Here is a 17,309-nt window from a genome sequence, read left to right on the forward strand (position 1 = left end):
AGCCCGCCTTCCGCCGGCCATGCGGCCGGCGGGACCGTCTTCCCCGGCCCCACGGAACCCGCGATGGATCCCACCCCCGACGCGACGCAAGCCGCCGCAGCCCAGGACGCCGCCCATCTCGACCTGCTGGGCGTCTTCCACTACGTCGTTGCGGGCGTGAGTGCGCTGTTCTCGCTGTTCCCGGTGATCCACCTGGTCATCGGCCTGGCGATGGTGACCGGGCACATGGGCGGCATGCACAAGCCGGGCGAACCCGACCCGGCGCTGTTCGGCTGGTTCTTCGTCGCCATCGCCGTGGTCATCATCCTCTGCGGCCTGACCTTCAGCGCCCTGCTCGCCTATGCCGGGCGCTGCCTGCGCCAGCGCCGGCGCCACACCTTCTGCGTGGTGATGGCCGCGATCAGCTGCGCCTTCATGCCGTTCGGCACGGTGCTGGGCATCTTCACCCTGATCGTGCTGACCAAGCCGACGGTCCGCGCGCTGTTCCAGCCGGCGTGATGCGGCTGGCCGTCCTCGCCTCGGGCCGCGGCAGCAACCTGCTGGCCATCCTGGATGCCATCGCCCATGGCGTCCTCGACGCGCAGGTCGTCGGCGCGTTCTCGGACAAGGCCGAAGCGCCCGCCTTGGCGCGCGCGCGCGCGGCCGGCGTGCCCGCGCAGTCCGCGTCACCGCGCGGATTCGCGTCCCGCGGCGCATTCGATGAACACCTGTTCAGCCTGGTCGACGCAGTTCAGCCCGATCTCATCGTCTGTGCCGGATACATGCGCCTGATCAGCGACGCCGCCGTCGCTGCACGGACCGGTCGCATGATCAACATCCATCCCTCGCTGCTGCCCGCGTTCAAGGGCCTGCGCACGCACCAGCAGGCGCTCGACGCCGGCGTGCGCGTGCACGGGGCCAGCGTGCACTTCGTGACCGCGGAACTGGACGGCGGCCCGGTCATCGCCCAGGCGCGCATCCCGGTGGAAGCCGGCGACGACGCCGCGGCGCTCGCCGAACGCGTCCTCCAGCGCGAACACCCGCTGCTGATCGCAACCCTGCGCGAACTCGCCGCCGGCCGCGTTGCGCTGGTCGACGCGCGCGTGCACTTCAACGGTCATGCGCTGGCCGCACCCTTGCAACTCGATGCCGGCAACCGGCTGACCCAGGAATCCGCTGCATGAAACTGCTGAACAGCCTGCTGCTTGCCTGCAGCGTCCTTGTCGCCTCCACCGCCATCGCCGCCGCGCCGGCGATGCCGGATGCGGCGACCGGCACACGCGAGCTGGAGCCGTTCATCGCCCAGTACCACGTGTTCAAGGACGGCAAGGCGCTCGGCGACGCGGTGATGCAGGTGGTGAAGAACGACGGCCGCCGCTGGCGCGTGGACCTCAACATCCGTGGCACCGAAGGCCTGGTCGGGCTCGCGGGCATCGCCGCCCAGCAGAGCACCGTGTTCGACATCGCCGGCAGCCGCTACCGGCCGCTGGCGCAGAGCACGGTGCGCAAGACCGTATTCACGAAGAAGCAGACCGTGGGCGTCTACGATTGGCGCTCGCACCAGGCGCGCTGGACCGGCGACGTGAAGGAAACCCGCCGCGCCCCGGTGGCGCTGCAGGACGGCGACCTGAGCGGCCTGCTGATCAACCTCGCGGTGATCCGCGACGCGCAGCCCGGCAAGTCGATGCAGTACCGTTTCGTCGACGACGGCCGCGTTCGCGACCACCGCTACGAAGTGGCCACCCAGCTGGAAGAAGTGAAGGTCGGAGACCTCGACTACAGCGCGATGAAGGTGGCGCGCGCCCAGGGCAACAACGAAGAGACCGTGATCTGGGTGGTCGATGGCGTGCCGACGCCGGTACGCATCCTGCAGCGCGAAGATGGCCAGGACAAATACGACCTGCGCCTCGTGGAATACAAGGGAGCCCAATGATGACGATGTCGAAGAAGGCCGCACCCCTGAAGCACCTGCTGGCCGCCGCACTGCTTGCGGTGGCCGCGGTCGCGCAGGCCGGCGAAGTGAAGCCCTTCACCGCCGACTACCAGGCGAACTACATGGGCATCCAGGGCATCGGCAAGATGGTGCTGGCGCAGGCCGGCGGCAACCGCTGGCGCTACAGCCTGGACATCGGCGGCTCGATGGCCAACCTCAACCAGACCACCGTGTTCGAGGACAGCAACGGTGCGTGGCGCCCGATCTCCAACAGCGACAGCTCCGAACTGCTGATCAGGCGCAAGCAGAAGAAGGCGACCTACGACTGGTCGCGCGGCGAAGCGCGCTGGTCGGGCGACGTGAAGCCCGAGCGCGCCGGACCGGTGAAGCTGCAGAGCGGCGACCTCGACGCGATGCTGATCAACCTCGCCATCGCCCGCGACGTGGCCGCCGGCAAGCCGCTGCGCTACCGCATGGTCGACGACGGCCGCGTCAAGCAGCTGAACTACCAGGTCAGCGGCAAGGAGACGATCACCGTCGGCGGCAAGCCCCGGCAGGCGACCAAGGTGATCCGCGTCGACGGCGACAAGCAGGAAATGCTGTGGGTCGTCGACGGCGTGCCGGTGCCGGCGCGCATCCTGCGCCGCAAGGACGGCCAGGACGAGATGGACCTGCGGCTGCAGACCGTGCACTGACGCGTCGCCGTTGATCGAACAAAAAAGCCCCGCGATGCGGGGCTTTTTTTCAAGCGACTGGAGACTGCCTGCGATGGCGGTTTCAACTGGTCAATGCAACAGCCTGTCGATATCGCTCGATAGGCGTTTCAAAGCCCAGCGTCTTGCGTGGGCGTTCATTCAAGCGTCTGGCCACCTCATTCAGCTGGGCCTGCGAGAATCCCGACACGTCGATCCCCTTGGGAAAGTACTGCCGCAGCAAGCCGTTGGTGTTCTCGTTTGATCCGCGCTGCCAAGGGCTCTGCGGATCGCAGAAGTAGACCTGGATGTCCGTGGCCAAGGTGAAGCGGCGATGGTCGGCCAGCTCCTTGCCGCGATCCCAGGTCAGCGACTGGTAGAGCTCGTTCGGCAACTGGCGTGCATGCTTGATCAGGGCGTCTACCACCGTCTTCGTGTCCTTACGCTCGACCTTAACCAGCATGACGTACCGGGTGCTTCGCTCGACCAGCGTGGCGATCTGGCTATTGCCGCTACCGAACAACAGATCGCCTTCCCAATGGCCAGGAACGGCCCGATCCTCGACGTCGGCGGGTCGTTCGCGAATAGACACCGTATCGCTGATTCGACCGTGGTCCGCAGTCTTCTGCGTGTGGTGGCGGGAACGACGCATCGCCCGTGTACGGCGTAGGTGTTCCAGCAGCTCTTTCTTCAGTGCGCCGCGGGACTGAATGAAGAGCGTGCGGTAGATCGTCTCGTGGGACACCTGGTAGGTCGCATCATTTGGGTAGGTGAGCATCAGCCAGCCTGCAATCTGCTGAGGCGACCACTGCTGTTGCAGCTTGTCTGCCACCCTTTTCGCCAGCTTGGGATGCAGTGCCAGCTTACAAGTCTTTGGTCGCCGTGCCCGTTCCCACGCCGCTTGATCGGCATCACATGCCCGGTACCGCTCGGCGCCGCCATTGCGCTGGATCTCGCGGCTGATCGTTGATGGCGCCCGGCCCAACGCGGCCGCAATACAGCGAACGGATTGTCCGGAAGCGAGCGCCCTAGAAACCTGCTCCCGCTCGGCCAAGCTCAAAGCCCGTGCTGATCGGCGCCTAGGCGGCGGTCGGATGCCACCCGTCTCGGCGAGGATGCCGCGAACAGACGAGTGGTGCCGATCAAACAGCCGGGCGATCTGGTGTAGGGACTCCCCCTTCCGCCAACGGTCCCACATCAGGGCCTTCTGGGCATCGGTGTAGCGGATCCTGGTTCGGCGCTTCAATCGCAACACTCCTGCTGCTCAAGCAGCTAGCCATGTGTTGCGTCGATCGTATGAAACCGCCATCCAAAGCGGACATTGCGCGCGCTGCAGTAGTGATGCGTGGAAACTTTGGATTCAAGCCGCAACTCTCACTGGTCGCCACATCTTCACAATCCATCTACGTATTCCAATTTCAGCTGAATGCAGAATCATGACTGCGGCAAAAAGGCCGCTATATTCCGATACCCCACACCAAGGAGATTGGAATGTTTCTGACCCAGCAGCATCTGAAGACGGCACGTACTCTCGGCGTTACGATCATCGCCCTGAGCCTTGGCGCCTGCGCCACCTATAAAGACGAGTTTGCAACGATCAACTCCCGACTCGATCAACTCGACGCGAAGGTGCAGGGCGCGGCCCAGAGCGCCGAATCCGCCAATCAGTCCGCGCAGCAGGCCAATCAACGGCTGGATCAAATGGAAAGCCGCGTCCAGCAGCTCGAAACGGCGCCGCGCCGCAAGCCGCGCGGTTAGTCGATCTTGCACAATCCGCGACGAGCGGTTTGAACCTGGGACTGGTGGCCTTTGCTGGCCACCGGTCTCTTTTCTTCACCCAGTCTTCGTACTAAGGAACCTTCCCATCCGTACGTGCATACACCCTGCGATTCGATCCGCTTATGGCGCGCTGGCGTTGGCGCTGGCGTTCGCCAGCTTCGGCGTGGCCAGCGCCGAGCATGCCGCCGCGCAACCGGAGGCCGCCGTCGACCAGCTTCCGCGAGGCCAGGAAGTGTCCGACACGGTGATTGAGCTCGCGGGGTGGGTTGTAGCAGCCAAGGACAACCAAGGCTATCCGTTCGCGGTCATGGACAAGGCCGCCGCACAGATCCTGGTGTTCGGCGGCGACGGCCGGCTTCGCGGCGCGGCACCCGGGCTCTTTGGCTCGGCGATCGGCGATCACACGGCTCCCGGCATCGCCGGTCTCGCGCTTCGCGAGATTCCGGGCCGGGATCGCACGACGCCTGCTGGTCGTTTCGTGGGCGGTTTCGGTCCGTCAGTCGACGCTGGGCGCGTGCTGTGGGTGGACTACGATTCCGCGGTCTCCATCCACCCTACCGCTACCGGCGTTCCGGCCGAGAAACGCGTCGAACGCCTTGCATCGCCTACGCCGGACGACAACCGCGTCACTCATGGCTGCATCAACGTCTCGCCCGAGTTTTACGAGCGGATCATCCTTCCGACGTTCGAGCGGGGCGGAGTGTTCTACATCTTGCCGGATGCGGCGCCGATAGCGGAGACCTTCCCGGAGTTCGCGAAAAGTCGCGCGACTACGCAACGCAACGATGGAGGGCGCGCACGGCCCGCCCGCTAATGAAAGGCGCCTCGGCGTGCTGTCTTTGGTGCGCGCGGCTCAGTGAACAGGTCTGACAATTCATTCAAGCCGGCTTCGCGGCTCAGCTTGATTCTGGCGCTGGTCCATGTCCGCTTGTGGCCCGCATGCGGACGCTCTTCGCGCGACAACATTCAACCCGTGACTCCTTTCCACCGGGCAAGGTGAAAGAAAAGCCCCGCAATCGCGGGGCTTTTTTTGGCATGACGACGGTCCGTCGCCTCAGCTGGTGCGGCGGATCTTCGCGCCCAGGCCCGACAGCTTCTCCTCGATGTTCTCGTAGCCGCGGTCGAGGTGGTAGATGCGGTCGATGACGGTTTCGCCCTCGGCGACCAGGCCGGCGAGGATCAGCGAAGCGGAGGCGCGCAGGTCGGTCGCCATCACCGGCGCGCCGCTGAGCTTGTTGACGCCGCGCACCACAGCGGTGTGGCCGTCGACGCGGATGTCGGCGCCCAGGCGCAGCAGTTCGTTGACGTGCATGAAGCGGTTTTCGAAGATCGTTTCGTTGATCACGCCGACGCCGTCGGCGATGCAGTTCATCGCCATGAACTGCGCCTGCATGTCGGTCGGGAACGCCGGGTGCGGCGCGGTGGTGAGGTTCACCGCCTTCGGGCGGCGGCCGTGCATGTCCAGGGTGATGCGGTCGCCGTCGACGCTGATCTCCGCGCCGGCTTCGGTCAGCTTGTCGAGCACCGCGTCGAGCGTGTCCGGGCGCGTCTTGCGCGCGACGATGCGGCCGCCGGTCATCGCGCCGGCGACCAGGAAGGTGCCGGTTTCGATGCGATCCGCCACGACCGCGTGCTTGCCGCCGTGCAGGCGCTCGACGCCTTCGATCACGATCCGGCCGGTGCCGGCGCCTTCGATCTTCGCGCCCATCGCCTTGAGGCATTCGGCCAGGTCGACGATCTCCGGTTCCATCGCCGCGTTCTCGAGCACCGTGGTGCCTTGCGCCAGCGTGGCCGCCATCAGCACGTTCTCGGTCGCGCCGACGCTGACGATGTCGAACACGTGGCGCGCGCCCTTGAGGCGCTTCGCGCTGGCCTTGATGAAGCCGTGGTCGACGCTGATCTCGGCGCCCAGCGCCTGCAGGCCCTTGATGTGCAGGTCGACCGGGCGCGAACCGATCGCGCAGCCCCCCGGCAACGAAACCTCCGCATGGCCGTACTTCGCCAGCAGCGGGCCGAGCACCAGCACCGACGCGCGCATGGTCTTGACCAGTTCGTACGGGGCGACGTGGCTGTTGACGCTGCGCGGGTCGACGATGACGCCGCTCTCGCTGCCCTTGCCGATCGTGCCCTGGTCGACGGTGATGCCGGCGCCCAGGCCGGCCAGCAGCTTGGCCGTGGTCACCACGTCGTGCAGGTGCGGGACGTTGCTGATCTCGACCGGCTCGTCCGCCAGCAGCGTGGCGCACAGGATCGGCAGGACCGCGTTCTTGGCACCGGAGATCTGGACCTCGCCGTTCAGCGGCTGGCCGCCTTCCACCACGATCTTGTCCATGTCAGGCAGCCTCGTCCGGCGTGACCGTCTTCAGGGCGAGCGCATGGATCTCGCCCCCCATGCGTTCACCCAGCGTGGCATAGACCATGCGGTGGCGGGCCAGCGGCAGCTTGCCGCGGAAGGCTTCGGCCACGACGGTGGCCTCGAAGTGGACCCCGTCTTCGCCGCGCACGTCGGCGCGGGCGCCCGGGAGGCCCTGTTCGATCAGATGGCGGATGGTATCGGCGTTCAATTCGGTGTATTCCGGCAGTGCGGGGCCACCGGGCGGGCATCGCACGGCGCTTTGCGCATAAAATGAACGGATTAGCCTAACGGAAAGCCCCCCGGCCTTAAATGGCAATGTCCGAAATGGCAACTTCGCCCTCCCGTCCCCTGCCCGACTCCGCCACCGCCGGCCTCGCCGACAGCGGTCGCCGCGTCTTTGCCATCGAAGCCCAGGCCCTGGCTGCCGTCGCTGCGCGCCTGGACGGCGAATTCTCGGCCGCCTGCCGCCTGATGCTGGAAACCCGGGGCCGCGTCGTGTGCACCGGCATGGGCAAGTCCGGCCACATCGCGCGCAAGATCGCGGCGACGTTGGCCTCGACCGGCACGCCCGCCTTCTACGTGCACCCCGGCGAAGCCGCGCATGGCGACCTGGGCATGATCACCGACGCCGACGTCGTGCTCGCCCTGTCGTATTCGGGCGAGAGCGACGAGATCCTGTTGCTGCTCCCGGTCCTGCGCCGGCAGGGCAACAAATTGATCGCGATGACCGGCCGGCCCAGCTCCTCGATGGCGCGCGAAGCCGATGTACACCTGGACGTCAGCGTACCCGCCGAGGCCTGCCCCCTCGACCTCGCCCCGACCTCGAGCACCACCGCGTCGCTGGCGATGGGCGATGCCCTGGCCGTGGCCCTGCTGGACGCGCGCGGTTTCACCGCCGACGACTTCGCCCGCTCGCACCCGGCCGGCGCCCTCGGCCGCCGCCTGCTGCTGCACATCTCCGACGTGATGCATGCCGGCGATGACGTGCCGCGCGTGCACGCCGATGCCATGCTCAGCGAAGCGCTGGTGGAGATGAGCCGCAAGCGCCTGGGCATGACCGCGATCGTCGATGGTGACGGCCGCCTGCTCGGGCTGTTCACCGACGGCGACCTGCGCCGTGCGCTCGACGACCGCCAGGTCGACGTGCACGCCACCCGCATCGCCGACGTGATGACGCGCGCGCCGAAGACCATCGGTTCCGACGCACTCGCCGTCGAAGCCGCGCAGCTGATGGAAACGCACAAGATCGGCGGCCTGCTGGTGATCGATGCCGATCGCCGCGTGGTCGGCGCCTTGAACATTCATGACCTGTTGCGGGCACGGGTGGTGTAACGACGGGGGCCGGGAATTGGCGGCTGGGTTCCAACAGCCACATCTCCACGCACTTGTCCGCCGCCCGAATTACCGCGTTTAGCCCCCAGATCCCAACCTCCAGCCCCCATGCCCTACAGCCATCTCAACGACTACCCCGCCGACATCCGCAACCGCGCCGCGCGCGTGCGGCTGGCGTGCTTCGACGTCGATGGCACCCTGACCGACGGGCGGCTGTTCTTCGACAGCCAGGGCGTCGAGCTCAAGGCCTTCCACGTGCACGACGGCCAGGGCCTGGTGCTGCTGCGCAAGGCGGGCATCGCGGTCGCTTTCGTCACCGCGCGGCCCAGCGTCATCGCCGAGCAGCGCGCCGCCGAACTCGAACTGGAAGCCCACACCGGAGTGAAGGACAAGCTCGCCTGCGTGCAGGCCATCGCCACGCGCCTGGGCATCGGCCTCGACGAAGTCGCCTTCATGGGCGACGACCTACCCGACCTGCGCGTGATGTCGCAGGTGGGTCTCGCCGTCGCGCCCTGCAACGCCCACCCCTGGGTGCGCGAACGCGTGCAGTGGCGCACCAGCGCGCGCGCCGGCCACGGCGCCGCGCGCGAGTTCTGCGACCTGCTGCTGGCGGCGCAGGGCAAGGCCGAGGCGCTGCTGGCCGAAGTCACGCGCCTGGAAGGCGCGCGCATCGAGGGCAAGGCATGAGCTGGCGTTCGATCATCACCCTCGTGCTGCTGGCCGGCGCGCTCATCAGCGGCTGGTCGGTGTGGAACCAGCGCAAGAAGGACGTCGTCCCCACCGGGGCGATCGCGCGCTCGGACTACGTGCTGATCGACTTCGAGCTGACCGCCTTGAATCCGCAGGGCAAGGAATCCTTCACCCTGCGCGCCCCGCGCCTGGCGCGCGACCCGCAGCAGCGGACGATGGACATCGCCACGCCGCTGTTCCTGATTCCGCCCGGCGCAGGCGCCGGCAGCGACGCCTGGGAAGTCCGCGCGACCAACGGCTGGGTCAGCCCCGAAGGCGATGAGCTGAAGCTGCGCGGCAATGTCCGCGGCGTCAGCAGTGGGCTCACCGGACCGGCCACCACGCTGACCTCGCGCGAACTGAACGTGTACCCGGACGCGCGCCGCGCCAGCTCGCCCGGCCGGGTCGAGGTCACCCGCCCGGGCTCTATACTCAGCGGTCGCGGCCTGCAGCTCGACCTGGCCACCAAGCGTTACTCGTTCGACTCCGAGGTTCACCACCGTTATGTCCCGACTGCCCGTTAAGTCCCTCGCCGCCCTGCTGGCCGGCACGAGCGTCCTGCTCCTGGCGTCGTCCGGGGCGTGGGCGAAATCGTCGGACCGCGGCCAGGCGATGGACATCGAAGCCGGCGCGACCAGCGGCTCGCTCGACGACCGCCAGCCGACCGTGCTCTCCAACGGCGTCACCATCAGCCAGGGCTCGCTGCAGATCGAGGCCAACACCGCGACGATCACCACGCGCGGCGGCGAGCCGGTGCGCGCGATCCTCACCGGCGGCCCGGTCAAGCTCAAGCAGCAACTCGACGACGGCACGCCGATGAACGCCACCGCGGGCAAGGTCGACTACGACCTCACCACCGAAGTCGTGATCTTCACCGACAAGGTCAACATCCAGCAGCCGCGCGGCAGCCTGTCCGGCCCGCGCGTGGTCTACAACATGAAGACCGGCATGGTGAACAGCAGCGCCGACAGCAGCGGCCGGGTCAAGATGACCATCCAGCCCAAGCAGGGCCAGGCGGCGCCCGCGCCCGCACCGGCCAAGCCCGCCCCGAAGAAGGGGACGAACTGATGCTGGCGGCCAAGGGCCTGCGCAAGGCCTATCGTTCCCGCGAAGTCGTCCGCGATTTCGCCCTCACCCTGGACGCCGGCGAAGTCGTCGGCCTGCTCGGCCCCAACGGCGCCGGCAAGACCACCTGCTTCTACATGATCGTCGGCCTGGTGCCGGCCGATGCCGGCCAGATCATCCTCGACGGCAAGGACATCACCGGCGACCCGATGTATGCGCGCGCCAAGCACGGCGTCGGCTACCTACCGCAGGAGCCGTCGGTGTTCCGCAAGCTCAGCGTCGCCGACAACATCCGCCTCGTGCTGGAACTGCGCGACGACCTCGATCGCAGCGGCATCGAGAAGGAACTCGCCAGCCTGATGGACGAGCTGCAGATCGGCCATGTCGCCGACCAGATCGGTGCCAGCCTGTCGGGCGGCGAACGCCGCCGCGTCGAGATCGCGCGCGCGCTCGCGGCGAAGCCGCGCCTGATGCTGCTCGACGAACCCTTCGCCGGCGTGGACCCGATTTCGGTCGGCGAGATCCAGCGCATCGTGCGGCATCTCAAGAACCGCGGCATCGGCGTGCTGATCACCGATCACAACGTGCGCGAGACGCTGGGCATCTGCGACCGCGCCTACATCCTCAACGAAGGCGCGGTACTGGCGCAGGGTTCGCCCGACGCGCTGCTGTCGAACGCTGACGTGCGCCGCGTCTACCTCGGCGATACGTTCCGCCTGTAACCACTGTTCACGTGATGTCCCCGTGTGATGCCGGTTCCGGAACATCCGTTCCGGAACCGCGCTACTGAACGGGCGGCATCGACGCCCCGGGCGTCGGCGTGCATCATGGCGTTGCTTCTCCTGACGGACCGGCCGTCGGTCCCGCCAGATCCCGTTCGAATTCCTTATGAAGCCCCGCCTCCAGGCCACGCTCGGACAGCAATTGGTGATGACGCCGCAATTGCGGCAGGCCATCCGCTTGCTGCAGCTGTCTGCCGCCGAACTGGAAATCGAAATCGCCGAGGCCGTCGAAAGCAATCCATTGCTCGACTGGAGCGAGGCAAGCATCCCCAGCAATGGCGACGGCAGCCACGCCGATGGCGGCCACGACGGCGCCAAGAACGAAGACGGCTACGTCACCGAAACCCTGGCGCCGGCGGAAGCCGACTGGGGCCCCAACGATGGCGAGACCTGGTACGAGCGCACCGGCCCGGCCGATGCCGACGACGAAATTCCCGGTGCCGAGCAGGTGGCCGAAGGCGAGACCCTGCAGGACCACCTGCTGTGGCAGCTGCACCTGAGCCATCTGTCGCCGCGCGACCGCATCATCGCCGTCGCCCTGATCGAAGCGATCGAAGACGACGGTTACCTGCGTGAAGCGCTGGAAGCCATCGCCGAAACCCTCGGCGCCGAACTCCAGGCCGGCCAGGACGAGATCCTCACCGCGCTGCACCAGGTGCAGCGCTTCGATCCGGTCGGCGTCGGCGCGCGCACGCTCGGCGAATGCCTGCGCCTGCAGCTGTCCACGCTGCCCGACGACACCCCGGGCCGGTCGCTGGCCCACACCCTCGCCAACGGCCCGCTAGAGCGGCTGCCCAAGGTGGGCGCCGCGGGCATCGCGGCCGAGCTCAAGCTCGATCCGGTCGAGGTCGACACCGCGGTGCAACTGCTGCGCTCGCTCGACCCCAAACCCGGCCTGCAGATCGGCGGCATCAGCAACGACACCTACGTCGCGCCCGACGTGGTGATCTGGCGCCAGCACGGCCTGTGGCGCGTGTCGCTCGCCGACAGCATGCGTCCGCGCATCGGCATCCACCGTGGCTACGAAGGCATGATCCGCCATGCCAGCAGTGCGGACGCGCATTACCTGCGCGGCCACCTGCAGGAAGCGCGCTGGCTGCTCAAGAGCCTGGAAGCGCGCGGCGAAACACTGCTCAAGGTGATGCGTTGCCTGTTGCACCAGCAGGCGGGGTTCCTCGAGTTCGGCGACAGCGCACTGCGCCCGCTGACCCTGCGCGAAGTCGCCGCCGAAATCGGCCTGCACGAATCCACGGTGTCGCGTGCCGTCGCACGCAAGTACGCACGCACGCCGCGCGGGACGATTCCGCTGCGCTCGTTCTTCGCCTCGGGCATCGAGACCGGTGCCGGCGGCGAAGCCTCCAGCACGGCGATCCAGGCCATGATCCGCCAGCTGATCGACGCCGAGAACCCGCGCAAGCCGCTGTCGGACGCGCGCCTGGCCGAAACGCTCAAGGCGACCGGAGTACCGGTCGCCCGACGAACGGTCGCCAAGTACCGCGAGGCCATGAGCATCCCCTCCTCGCAGGATCGCGTCCGCATCTAGGCCGCGTCCACGGCCGCAACGGCCGCCCGTCGGGCCCGCCCGCAACATGCTTGAACCGCTGCCGCGGCGTGCTTATGTTGGCGGGATAACGAAATCCTTCTACCTTCTTTTTCCGCCACTTACGTTGCATTGCCATTCGCGCGAAACAGGCGTTGAATGGGGTCACCCGTAGCCAGTGACGTAAGGAGGTCAAGCATGCGCATCGAAACCTATGGCCAGCAGATCGAGGTCACCACTGCGCTTCGGGACTACGTCGAAACCAAGCTCGCGCGATTGAGGCGCCACTTCGACCAACCCTTCGATATCCGCACGCAGTTGAGCTTGGACAAGCCCGATCACAAGGCCGAGGCGACCATCACCATCTCTGGCCGCGTGCTGCACGCAGACGCCGCCGCCATCGACATGTACGCCGCGATCGACCTGCTCGCGGACAAGCTCGACCGCCTGCTGATGAAGCACAAGGAAAAGGTCGTCGACCATCACCGCGGCGAGAGCCTCGCCCGGAGTGGCGACTTCGCGTAACCGCTCCGGCGAAACGTCCGTCATGGACGCGCCGATCGCGCTTGCCGGGCGTTTCGCCTGAATCGAACACGGGGACGGATCCGCAGGGATCCGTCCCCGTCTGCTTTCCGGCCTCCGCATCCATCGCCCCGTCCAGTTACCATTGCCCGGGGAAACGCGGAGCGGCGGCATGAACCTCAGCATCAGCGCAACGCAGCTATTCGAACAGCAACGCGACAAGCTCGGCCTGCGCTGGCTGGCCGGCGAACGCGTGGGCGGCCAGCGCGTGCTCGAAGCCGTCGACACCGTGGCGCGGCGGCCTTCGCTCGCCGGCTACCTCAACATCATCTATCCCAACAAGGTGCAGATCCTCGGCAGCGAGGAACTGGCCTGGCTCGACGCACTCGATTCGCGCCTGCGCTGGGACACCATCGTCAAGCTGATCGACTTCAAGCCGCTGGCGCTGGTGATCAGCAAGAACCAGCCCTGCCCGGAAGACCTGCGCCGGCTCGCCGAGGAAAGCGATACGCCGCTGTGGTCGTCGCCGCGGCGTGGGCATGAACTCTTCAACCACCTGCAGTACCACCTCGCGCGCAAGCTCGCGCCGCGGGTGACCCTGCACGGCGTGTTCATGGAGATCTATTCGATCGGCGTGCTGATCACCGGCGAGTCCGGTGCCGGCAAGAGCGAGCTCGCGCTGGAACTGGTCACGCGCGGCCACCGCCTGGTCGCCGACGATGCGCCCGAGTTCACCCAGATCGCACCCGACGTGCTCGACGGCGCCTGCCCCGATCTGTTGCAGGACCTGCTGGAAGTGCGCGGCCTGGGCGTGCTCAACGTGCGGCAGATGTTCGGCGACACCTCGGTGAAGAAGAACAAGTACCTGCGCCTGATCGTGCACCTCACCAAGCCGGCGCTGGAGCCGCAGCCCGGTGGGATGGAACGCCTGATCGGCGATCTGAGCGCGCGCCGCGTGCTCGACCTCGACGTGCCGATGATCACCCTGCCGGTCATGCCCGGCCGCAACCTCGCGGTGCTGACCGAGGCCGCCACGCGCACGCACATCCTGCGCGCCAAGGGCGTCGACCCGGCGGCCGCGTTCATGGCCCGCCACAGCCACTTCCTCGAACGCGCCGAGTAGGCGCGCACTCCTCCGCCGCCGCAGCGACGCCCACGTGACCGACGCCACCGCCCCCACTCTCATCATCGTCAGCGGCATGTCCGGTTCGGGCAAGTCGGTGGCGCTCAACACCTTCGAAGACCTGGACTTCTACTGCGTCGACAACCTGCCGGCGGAACTGCTACCGCAGTTCGTGCAGAGCGTGACCGGGCAGCCCAACGCGCCGGAGAAGCTCGCGGTCGGCATCGACGTGCGCAACCGCCGCGACCTGGCCAACCTGCCCGAATGGCTGTCGGCGGTCGGCGGCCTCGGGCTGGACCCGCAGCTGGTGTTCTTCGACGCGAGCGATGGCGTGCTGCTCAAGCGCTATGCCGACACGCGCCGCCGCCACCCGCTGAGTACGCTGGGCCTGCCGCTGGTGGACGCGATCGCGCTGGAACGCCAGGTGCTGCGGCCGCTGAGGCAGATCGCCGACGCGATCGTCGACACCAGCGACATGAACGTGCACAAGCTGCGCCGCCACGTCATCACCGAATTCGCCATTGGCGGCGACGCGACGGTCTCGCTGCTGTTCGAATCCTTCGCCTACCGCCGCGGCGTGCCCAGCGACGCGGACTTCGTCCTCGACGCGCGCGCCCTGCCCAACCCGCACTGGGACCCGACCCTGCGCCCGCTGTCGGGGCGCGATGCCGGCGTCCGCGAATACCTGGACGCCGACCCCGACGTGGCCCTGTTCGTGAAGCAGGTCGCCGGGTTCCTGGACATGTGGTTGCCCAAGCTCAAGTCGGAAGGTTCGCGCAGCTACGTGACCATCGCCTTCGGCTGCACCGGGGGGCGGCACCGCTCGGTGTACCTGGCCGAGCGCCTGGCCGAGCACGCCCGGCAGCAGGGTTGGGAGGAAGTCGCGGTGCACCATCGCGAGCTCGATTGACCGGCCGGCTCCATCGCCGCGACACAGCCGCCCATCCGGATGCTTCCGGAGCGTAACCCGGCTCTGCTAAGTTGCAGGGCATGTCCGTAGGCGTCCTGCTCATCACCCACGAAGGCATCGGCTCGGCCATCCTGGCCGTGGCCATCCGCCTGCTGCGCACGCTGCCCCTGCGCACGGAAGTGCTGGAGGTGCCCTTCGACGGCGATCCGGACGACCTGCTGCCGCTCGCCAGCGCCGCCCTGCGACGGGTCGATGGCGGGCACGGCGTGCTGATCCTGACCGACCTGTACGGCGCGACGCCCAGCAACCTCGCCGCCAAGGTCGCCCGGCTGGGCACGCCCGCCCACCGCGTCTCGGCGCTGAGCCTGCCGATGCTGCTGCGGGTGATGAACTACGCGGAGCAGGAACTGGACGAATTGCCAGCCGTGGCCGCCGCCGGCGCGCGCAACGGCGTGATCATCGACGAGGCGTGAGGAAGGACCGGCAGAAGGACGACAACGAACCTGGATGAAACAAGAAGCACTGGATGAGGCCTGAGACGATGATCGAGCGCGAACTCACCGTCAGCAATCGCCTGGGCCTGCACGCACGCGCCACCGCCAAGCTCGTGCAACTGTTGTCGGCCTACCGCAGCACCACCACGCTCACGGCCAAGGGCCGCGAGGTCAACGCGAAGAGCATCATGGGCGTCATGCTGCTCGCCGCCGGGCAAGGCACGCAGGTCAAGCTGCGCTGCGAAGGCGAGGACGAAGCCGCCACCGTGGAAGCGGTGTGCGCGCTGTTCGAACGCCGCTTCGACGAAGATTCCTGACGCATGCGGCAGGAATTCAAGGGACTGGGCGCGTCGCGCGGAAGCGCGCTGGGGCGCGCCCGCGTCCGCCTGCCGCACGCGCTCGAAGTCGCCGAGGAACACATCCCCGAATCGCAGGTCGAGGCCGAGCGCGCCCGCCTGCAGCGCGCGATCGACACGGTGCGCACGGAAATGCACGCGTTGCGCCAGCGCCTGCACGGCGCGCTGGCGCACGAGATCGGCGAATTCCTCGACCTGCACGCCCTGCTGCTCGACGATCCCGAACTGCTGCAAGGCCTGGACACGCTGATCCGCACCGGCCGCTACACCGCCGACTACGCCCTGCGCCTGCAACGCGACCGCATCGCCGCCGTGTTCGCGGGCATGGACGACCCCTACCTGCGCAGCCGCATCGACGACATCGACCAGGTGGTCGGGCGCATCCACGCCGCGCTGCACAGCCGCGAGAACGGCGCCAGCGGCGTCGCCGGCGAGATCCTGATCACCGACAACGTGGCCCCGGCCGAACTCGCGCAGCTGCAGGCGCAGGGCGTGGTCGCCATCGTCACCGCCGCCGGCAGCACCCTTTCGCACAGCGCCATCCTGGCGCGCAGCCTGCACCTGCCGCTGGTCGTGGGCATGCCCGGCGTGCTGCTGCGGGTCAACGACGGCGATGCCCTCGTCGTCGACGGCGGCAGCGGCCTGGTCGTGGTCGAACCCGGCCCGCAGGACCTGCGCGCGCACCGCGGCCGCGAGCGCGAATACATCCGCGAGCGCAAGGAACTGCACCGCCTGCGCCGCGAACCCACGCGCACGGTCGACGGCATCGACATCAACCTGTACGCGAACGCCGAGTCGCGCGAGGACGTCGCCGAAGCCCACGCCTTGGGCGCCACCGGCATCGGCCTGTACCGCACCGAATTCCTGTTTCTGCAACGCGCAGAGCTGCCCGACGAGGAAGAACAGTTCCGCGCCTACCGCGACGTCGTCCTGGGCATGAGCGGGCGGCCGGTCACCATCCGCACCCTCGACCTCGGCGCCGACAAGGCCGACCGCACCGGCCTGGTCCTGCGCGACGAGCCCAACCCCGCGCTCGGCCTGCGCGGCGTGCGCCTATCGCTGGCGCGTTCGGCACTGCTGGAAACGCAGTTGCGTGCGCTGTTGCGCGCGTCCGGTTACGGCCCGCTGCGCATCCTCGTGCCGATGGTGACCTCGCGCGAGGAGATCCGCGAAGTGCGTTCGCAGATGAAGCGCATCGCCCGCGAGCTGCGCACGCAGGGCCACGAGATCGCCGACCACGTGCCGCTGGGCGCGATGATCGAAGTGCCGGCCGCCGCGATCGCCCTGCCCGGCTTCATCGGCAGCATCGACTTCCTGTCGATCGGCACCAACGACCTGGTGCAGTACCTGCTGGCCGCCGACCGCAACAACGAGGCGCTGTCCGACCTGTACACGCCGCTGCATCCGGCCGTGCTGCGCCTGCTGCGCGACGTGATCCGCCTCGCCCACGCGCGCAGGAAGCCCGTCGCGATGTGCGGCGAAATGGCCGGGGATGCCCTCTACGCGCCGCTGCTGCTGGCGCTGGGCCTCACCGAATTCAGCCTGCATCCGGGCACGCTGCTGGAACTGCGCCGCGTGATCCGCGAATGCGACCTGACCGCGCTGCGCGGTCGCCTGCCGCTGCTGATGCGGGCGCGCGACCGCGCGGGCATAGAAGCCTGGATCGAATCGCACCGCCCGAACGCATGAGCCGCCGGGCGCTCCACGCCATCGCCGG

21 protein-coding genes are annotated in these 17,309 nt (G+C 67.9%); 18 read left to right on the plus strand and 3 right to left on the minus strand.

Annotation, left to right across the window (positions count from 1 at the left end):
* Positions 1-63: 63 nt before the first annotated feature.
* The 4 genes from H8B22_RS02765 to H8B22_RS02780 are packed head-to-tail and all read left to right on the plus strand — an operon-like array spanning position 64 to position 2,607.
* Positions 64-498: a hypothetical protein gene (locus H8B22_RS02765; protein WP_187712602.1), complete on the plus strand. Its 435-nt coding sequence runs from the start codon at positions 64-66 to the stop codon at positions 496-498.
* On the plus strand, positions 498-1,163 hold the full coding sequence (gene purN / locus H8B22_RS02770; RefSeq protein WP_187712603.1) for a phosphoribosylglycinamide formyltransferase: 666 nt from the start codon (positions 498-500) through the stop codon (positions 1,161-1,163). Before H8B22_RS02765 ends, purN begins: the two co-directional genes overlap by 1 nt.
* The gene (locus H8B22_RS02775) at positions 1,160-1,912 is read left to right on the plus strand and encodes a DUF3108 domain-containing protein (protein ID WP_187712604.1); all 753 of its coding nucleotides are present in this window, start codon (positions 1,160-1,162) and stop codon (positions 1,910-1,912) included. Before purN ends, H8B22_RS02775 begins: the two co-directional genes overlap by 4 nt.
* Complete coding sequence (locus tag H8B22_RS02780; protein ID WP_187712605.1) at positions 1,909-2,607, plus strand: DUF3108 domain-containing protein; 699 nt, start codon at positions 1,909-1,911, stop codon at positions 2,605-2,607. Before H8B22_RS02775 ends, H8B22_RS02780 begins: the two co-directional genes overlap by 4 nt.
* Positions 2,608-2,689: 82 nt before the next feature.
* Here H8B22_RS02780 and H8B22_RS02785 read toward each other — a convergent pair whose 3' ends face one another.
* A complete protein-coding gene (locus H8B22_RS02785) occupies positions 2,690-3,850 on the minus strand; it encodes an IS30 family transposase (RefSeq protein ID WP_187712606.1) in 1,161 nt (386 codons plus the stop codon).
* Between the two features lie 245 nt (positions 3,851-4,095).
* On the opposite strand from H8B22_RS02785, the gene H8B22_RS02790 reads away from it, so the two are divergent.
* Together H8B22_RS02790 and H8B22_RS02795 are read left to right on the plus strand one after the other, a co-directional pair.
* Positions 4,096-4,362 carry a hypothetical protein gene (locus tag H8B22_RS02790; protein WP_187712607.1) on the plus strand — a complete coding sequence of 89 codons (267 nt, stop codon included), beginning with the start codon at positions 4,096-4,098 and terminating at the stop codon, positions 4,360-4,362.
* Positions 4,363-4,519: 157 nt separating this feature from the next.
* Positions 4,520-5,197, plus strand: a complete 678-nt coding sequence (locus tag H8B22_RS02795; RefSeq protein WP_187712608.1) for a L,D-transpeptidase — start codon at positions 4,520-4,522, stop codon at positions 5,195-5,197.
* A 240-nt stretch (positions 5,198-5,437) separates the two neighbouring features.
* Here H8B22_RS02795 and murA read toward each other — a convergent pair whose 3' ends face one another.
* Both murA and H8B22_RS02805 read right to left on the minus strand, forming a co-directional pair.
* Positions 5,438-6,715 (minus strand): UDP-N-acetylglucosamine 1-carboxyvinyltransferase, encoded by a 1,278-nt coding sequence (gene murA, locus H8B22_RS02800; protein WP_187712609.1) that lies wholly within the window; start codon positions 6,713-6,715, stop codon positions 5,438-5,440.
* A gap of 1 nt (position 6,716) precedes the next feature.
* Complete coding sequence (locus tag H8B22_RS02805; protein WP_187712610.1) at positions 6,717-6,947, minus strand: BolA family protein; 231 nt, start codon at positions 6,945-6,947, stop codon at positions 6,717-6,719.
* Positions 6,948-7,063: 116 nt separating this feature from the next.
* Here H8B22_RS02805 and H8B22_RS02810 point away from each other — a divergent pair, with 116 nt between their 5' ends.
* The 12 genes from H8B22_RS02810 (at position 7,064) to ptsP (ending at position 17,281) form a co-directional block, all read left to right on the plus strand.
* Positions 7,064-8,071, plus strand: coding sequence for a KpsF/GutQ family sugar-phosphate isomerase (locus H8B22_RS02810; RefSeq protein ID WP_407060822.1), 1,008 nt, complete (start codon positions 7,064-7,066; stop codon positions 8,069-8,071).
* A gap of 108 nt (positions 8,072-8,179) precedes the next feature.
* Positions 8,180-8,758: a KdsC family phosphatase gene (locus H8B22_RS02815; RefSeq protein ID WP_187712612.1), complete on the plus strand. Its 579-nt coding sequence runs from the start codon at positions 8,180-8,182 to the stop codon at positions 8,756-8,758.
* Complete coding sequence (gene lptC, locus H8B22_RS02820; RefSeq protein ID WP_187712613.1) at positions 8,755-9,324, plus strand: LPS export ABC transporter periplasmic protein LptC; 570 nt, start codon at positions 8,755-8,757, stop codon at positions 9,322-9,324. Before H8B22_RS02815 ends, lptC begins: the two co-directional genes overlap by 4 nt.
* Positions 9,305-9,868: a lipopolysaccharide transport periplasmic protein LptA gene (gene lptA / locus H8B22_RS02825; protein ID WP_187712614.1), complete on the plus strand. Its 564-nt coding sequence runs from the start codon at positions 9,305-9,307 to the stop codon at positions 9,866-9,868. The genes lptC and lptA overlap by 20 nt, the downstream gene beginning before the upstream one ends.
* Positions 9,868-10,587: an LPS export ABC transporter ATP-binding protein gene (gene lptB, locus H8B22_RS02830; RefSeq protein ID WP_187712615.1), complete on the plus strand. Its 720-nt coding sequence runs from the start codon at positions 9,868-9,870 to the stop codon at positions 10,585-10,587. The genes lptA and lptB overlap by 1 nt, the downstream gene beginning before the upstream one ends.
* A gap of 166 nt (positions 10,588-10,753) precedes the next feature.
* A complete protein-coding gene (locus H8B22_RS02835; protein ID WP_187712616.1) occupies positions 10,754-12,190 on the plus strand; it encodes an RNA polymerase factor sigma-54 in 1,437 nt (478 codons plus the stop codon).
* A gap of 195 nt (positions 12,191-12,385) precedes the next feature.
* The gene (gene hpf / locus H8B22_RS02840; RefSeq protein WP_187712617.1) at positions 12,386-12,712 is read left to right on the plus strand and encodes a ribosome hibernation-promoting factor, HPF/YfiA family; all 327 of its coding nucleotides are present in this window, start codon (positions 12,386-12,388) and stop codon (positions 12,710-12,712) included.
* A gap of 169 nt (positions 12,713-12,881) precedes the next feature.
* Positions 12,882-13,832 carry an HPr(Ser) kinase/phosphatase gene (gene hprK / locus H8B22_RS02845; protein ID WP_187712618.1) on the plus strand — a complete coding sequence of 317 codons (951 nt, stop codon included), beginning with the start codon at positions 12,882-12,884 and terminating at the stop codon, positions 13,830-13,832.
* Positions 13,833-13,893: 61 nt separating this feature from the next.
* Positions 13,894-14,742, plus strand: coding sequence for an RNase adapter RapZ (rapZ, locus tag H8B22_RS02850; protein WP_455423538.1), 849 nt, complete (start codon positions 13,894-13,896; stop codon positions 14,740-14,742).
* An 80-nt stretch (positions 14,743-14,822) separates the two neighbouring features.
* Positions 14,823-15,215, plus strand: a complete 393-nt coding sequence (locus tag H8B22_RS02855) for a PTS sugar transporter subunit IIA (RefSeq protein WP_187712620.1) — start codon at positions 14,823-14,825, stop codon at positions 15,213-15,215.
* Positions 15,216-15,283: 68 nt separating this feature from the next.
* On the plus strand, positions 15,284-15,553 hold the full coding sequence (locus H8B22_RS02860) for an HPr family phosphocarrier protein (protein WP_187713503.1): 270 nt from the start codon (positions 15,284-15,286) through the stop codon (positions 15,551-15,553).
* 3 nt (positions 15,554-15,556) lie between these two features.
* Positions 15,557-17,281: a phosphoenolpyruvate--protein phosphotransferase gene (ptsP, locus tag H8B22_RS02865; RefSeq protein ID WP_187712621.1), complete on the plus strand. Its 1,725-nt coding sequence runs from the start codon at positions 15,557-15,559 to the stop codon at positions 17,279-17,281.
* The last annotated feature ends 28 nt before the right edge of the window (positions 17,282-17,309 follow it).

Source organism: Lysobacter terrestris (assembly GCF_014489475.1).
Taxonomy (GTDB): domain Bacteria; phylum Pseudomonadota; class Gammaproteobacteria; order Xanthomonadales; family Xanthomonadaceae; genus Agrilutibacter; species Agrilutibacter terrestris.